Origin of the sequence: Pseudomonas sp. K5002 (assembly GCF_013386655.1) — a bacterium.
Lineage (GTDB): Bacteria > Pseudomonadota > Gammaproteobacteria > Pseudomonadales > Pseudomonadaceae > Aquipseudomonas.
In genome coordinates this window covers 1-664 of record NZ_JACARK010001589.1, presented here as the reverse complement: position 1 = coordinate 664, position 664 = coordinate 1, and the positions used below count along the sequence as shown (strand labels likewise).

Annotated in this window: 2 protein-coding genes; one reads left to right on the top strand and one right to left on the bottom strand. The window is 64.5% G+C overall.

Annotated elements, in window-relative coordinates; all coding sequences use genetic code 11:
- Positions 1-163 (bottom strand): LysR family transcriptional regulator (locus HX846_RS38130; RefSeq protein ID WP_178967568.1); only part of this gene is annotated, 163 nt, incomplete at its 3' end.
- A 94-nt stretch (positions 164-257) separates the two neighbouring features.
- Between HX846_RS38130 and HX846_RS38125 the strand changes: the two genes are divergently transcribed.
- Positions 258-664 (top strand): MFS transporter (locus HX846_RS38125; protein WP_178967567.1); only part of this gene is annotated, 407 nt, incomplete at its 3' end.

The window sequence follows — 664 nt, the reverse complement described above, 5'->3', positions numbered from 1 at the left end:
TGCGCAGCAGCAGGCGGGTGCCTATGCGCCCCTCGATGCGGGTGATGATGCGGCTGATGGATGACGGCGTGAGGCCCAGCACCCGAGCCGCCCCCGAGAGACTGCCCTGCTCCGCGACCATGGAGAACACCGCCATCTCCCCCGACCGACCGCCTATGTCCACTTGTGATCTCCACGCAAAGCTGTAGTGCCCTGCCGAGGGCTACCGCCTGAAAAGTCGTGATTGTAGCATTTGATACAAAGATGAGGAGTCACCTATGCGTATCAACCCACCCCTTGTAGCACTGTCCATCGGCGCCTTCGGCATCGGGGTCACCGAGTTTGCCCCCATGGGCATGTTGCCCGGGATCGCCGCCGACCTCGGTGTTTCCATTCCCGCCGCCGGGCTGCTGGTCAGCGCCTATGCCATGGGCGTGCTGATCGGCGCCCCGATCATGACCCTCGCGACAGCCAGGGTGGCGCGCCGTTATCTGCTGGTGGGCCTGATGGCCATTTTCACCCTGGGTAATCTGCTGTCCGCCCTGGCCACCGACTACCAGACCCTGATGGTCGCCCGGTTGGTGACATCGCTGAATCACGGGGCATTCTTCGGCATCGGCTCCATCGTGGCAGCGAGTGTGGTGGCGCCCGACAAACGCGCGGGGGCCGTCGCCGCGATGTTCCT